Genomic DNA, 3,600 nt, shown 5'->3' on the forward strand with positions numbered 1-3,600 from the left:
ATGTCAAATGGTACACCGACCGCGCTGGCCGAAACCGTCACCATCGCGCCGGCTAGGAAGCAGAACAACACGCCGTTGACGACGTTGTAAAGCTTCACGAGTGATCCGCCGGCGATCCGTTCGAGTTGGTAGTAGAGCGTAAATCGTTTGGAGATCGCAATCGGAGTGACAAGGTAACGCCACGTCAACACCGCCAAAATGTTGCCTAAGAGCAACCCGAGGATCAAATCGGCGAGGCTCGCTCCGGCGGCCAAAAACAGTGGCCCGATCATAAATTCGGTGCCTGCTGCGTGTTCGCCAGCATACATGCCCCAGAATTTCCCGGCACCTAGTAACGCTTTGTCGGGGACGCGTTGGCGTTCGTACTCACCACCGGTATGTTCTTCAGCAACTCGTTCATCAACGGTGTCGGCCAAGGCTTCGTTCATCCAGTTGTTTCCTTAGACTTCGCTTGGGTTGTTATGATTGACGCATGCAATTCGTAAAGCCGGCAGCATGAAAGTCACCGGTTTTGAAACCGTGCAGAGCGTTTCGCTCCCTGGATTCGAATCCCGAATGTTGCTGCGAATTTCGTTATCGGCAAACTAAATTCAGCGGAGCTTCGTCTCAGGCCGAAGCCGTTTGACTTGCTCTCGACGACAGCGTCGTTGATTCATACTCACGCACTTTATCGAGCCATTCGGCCCCCACGGGCACGCCAGTGGTTTGGCAGTAATAGTCCCAGACGGCGGCAAACGGCATCGATTTCAATTCTTCCATCATCGCCAACCGCGACGTGTAATCGCCATCGCGTTCAAATTGTTGCAGTGTCTCTGTAGGTTCCAACATCGCCATTAACAAAGCCTTCACCACATTGCGGGTACCGACCGCCCACGCCGCAATCCGATTGATGCTGGCGTCAAAGAAGTCGAGTCCGATGTGCACGCGATCGAGATGTTTGCCTCTCACAATTTCGTGAGCGATCGCTTGAAGTTCGTCGTTGAACGTGACCACGTGATCGCTGTCCCAACGCACCCCGCGGCTGACGTGCAGAAGCACTTCGGGAACATACATCAATACGGACGATATTTTGTCCGAGATTACTTCGGTGGGGTGAAAGTGTCCGGCGTCGAGACAGAGCAATTTCTGGCGTGAAATTGCATAACCAAGATAAAATTCGTGCGAACCGACCACGTAGCTCTCCGACCCGATCCCGAACAATTTGCATTCCACGGCATCGAGCGTATGGTCGTTGCTAACCGGTTCGGCAAAGATTTGGTCCAACGAAGCGGCCAATCGTTCGCGTGGTGATTTGCGATCCGCAGGCGTGTCCTTGTAACCGTCAGGAACCCAAAAGTTATTGATGCACGGGTTGCCTTGTGCCTTGCCCATTTCCGCAGCGATGTGACGGCATGCGATCCCATGATCGATCCAGAATTGACGAACACCCGCGTCCTGATGTGAAAGCGTAAAACCGTCCAACGCTTTTTCATGAGCAAAGAAGGTCGGGTTAAAATCGAGGCTGACGCCTTGCTCTTTTGCCCATTGAATCCAGCCCTCGAAATGAGCAACCCCGATTTCATCGCGGTCAACTTGACCGTGGAATTCACCGTAGCAAGCATGCAGGTTTAGACGATGATCGCCAGGAATCAGCGAATAGGCCATCTGCAAGTCTTGGCGAAGTTCATCGGCAGTGCGAGCGCGACCAGGGTAATTCCCCGTGACGGCCAATCCGCTGCCCAATTCGCTGCCGTTGTCTTCGAAGCCTGCGACGTCATCCCCCTGCCAACAATGCAGCGAAATCGCGACGTTTTTCAATCGCTCGATTACGTCGTCGACGTCAACGCCAAGCGACTCGTACCGCTCGTGCGCTAATCGGTAAGCGGTTTCCATGTTTGCAGATTTAACCATCGCGGCAGTTTCCTCAATCGTAATGAACCAGTCGCATTCAAAAACGCATTCCGAGCCCGAATCGTGGGCGAATGAGGCCCCCCAAAGGCATTCGCTTCCTGAATAGACCTTTTAAGCTTAGGGGCAATACGAAGACGATAATGTAGTTTTTGGGCTCCCACCTTCACTATCGTGTCATTTACTAGCACAATAATGCCACCGGCGTCGATTCTGTTGGCCCCATTCCGTGGCTCGACCGCGCGTTCGTAATGCCCCCGGAACCAAAAAGCGGGGAAACCACCATGCAAATCCTGAAAAATGAAGACTGGTTCCACGAGGATGGGTTTCCAATTGCGGTGGAACGCCGAGATCCGCAAGAATCGTTTGGAATCCATACCCATGAATTTTCCGAAATCGTGGTCGTCACCGGCGGTGAGGGACTTCACGTCACCGGTGAAGATTCGTGGCCGTTGACCACGGGGGATGTGTTCGTGATTGGTGGATCTCGGCCCCATGACTATTTGAACACCAACCGGTTGCAGCTAACCAACATCCTGTTTCAGCAGGAAGCACTGTCGCTGCGACTGCACGATCTTCCCTCGTTACCGGGATATCACGCGTTGTTTCATCTCGAACCCACGTGGCGACGCCAGCACCAGTTCAAAAGCCGATTAAAAGTCACCCGGTCGGAACTTGCCACCGCCGTGGATTTGATTCAGCAACTTGACAGCGAACTGCGTGATCGAACGAGTGGATTTCAGTTCATTGCGACTGCAACCTTCATGCAAATCGTTGGCCATCTTTCACGATGTTACGGACGGACAAAGAATGTTGATTCCATCTCGCTGTTGAGCATCGCCAATGCGATTTCGCATTTAGAGAGTCACTTTACCGAGCCAATTCAATTGGATGACTTGATTGAATTGTCCCAGATGTCACGACGAAGTTTTCTGCGAGCGTTTGAATCCGCGATGGGATGTACGCCGATTGCCCATTTGATTCGGTTGCGAATCGACCGCGCGGCACAATTGCTTCGCACGACAAACCAAGGAGTCACCGAGATTGCCTTTGAAGTTGGCTTTAACGACAGCAATTATTTCTCGCGACAATTCCGAAAAACAATGCAGTGCAGTCCTCGCGAGTATCGCAGCCAGTCGACCGTCGCCTCTTAAATTCGATCACGTACAAAAACGCTCCGCCATCCGCACTCCATCCGCTCGGTTGCAAGGGACGCAGAACGTCAGACGCAGAACGTCAGACCCGCTATCGACGAGCTTAAGATTCCAGCGTCGTGCCACGACGGATTGCATTTTTGCCGAATCGGTCAAGGATCGAATCGGTGGTCTGGTCCACCTGCGCGTCACGCCGATCGTTGTCATCGAACAGATCAAGTTGGCGAGTCCGTGAGCTGACCAGCGAGCTCACGCCCATGCCGACCAACCGAACCGGTTGATCGATGCGAATCCGAGTGAGCAATTTGTCACGCACGGTTTCCCATAACTCGTTCGTCGAATTGCTTGGCGAAGCGAGAGCGGCCGAACGGGCGAGTGTCTGAAAATCACTGAACCGCAGCTTCAAGGACACGGTATTGCAATAACGATCATGGCGACGCAATCGCCGGCCCACTTGTTCGGTCAATCGCAACAGGATCGCCTGTAAAACTTCGCGATCGGTGACATCCGCGTGAAAGGTGGTCTCGTGCGAAATGGACTTGGCTTCGCGGTCGGGAAC

At 53.3% G+C, this 3,600-nt stretch carries 2 protein-coding genes and 2 pseudogenes; 1 reads left to right on the forward strand and 3 read right to left on the reverse strand.

The genetic code is table 11. The features are described from left to right. Both ABX962_RS32600 and ABX962_RS32605 read right to left on the reverse strand, forming a co-directional pair. Window positions 1–428: pseudogene (locus ABX962_RS32600) on the reverse strand (hypothetical protein); the annotation flags it as partial. Window positions 429–606: 178 nt separating this feature from the next. Then, window positions 607–1,890, reverse strand: a complete 1,284-nt coding sequence (locus ABX962_RS32605; RefSeq protein WP_372725869.1) for an L-rhamnose isomerase — start codon at window positions 1,888–1,890, stop codon at window positions 607–609. 281 nt (window positions 1,891–2,171) lie between these two features. On the opposite strand from ABX962_RS32605, the gene ABX962_RS32610 reads away from it, so the two are divergent. Further along, window positions 2,172–3,041 (forward strand): helix-turn-helix domain-containing protein, encoded by an 870-nt coding sequence (locus ABX962_RS32610; protein ID WP_372725870.1) that lies wholly within the window; start codon window positions 2,172–2,174, stop codon window positions 3,039–3,041. A gap of 103 nt (window positions 3,042–3,144) precedes the next feature. On the opposite strand, the pseudogene ABX962_RS32615 reads toward ABX962_RS32610, so the two are convergent. Beyond that, window positions 3,145–3,600, reverse strand: a pseudogene (locus ABX962_RS32615) (DNA polymerase IV); the annotation flags it as partial.

This window comes from Novipirellula sp. (assembly GCF_041583735.1).
Classification (GTDB): Bacteria; Planctomycetota; Planctomycetia; order Pirellulales; family Pirellulaceae; genus Novipirellula.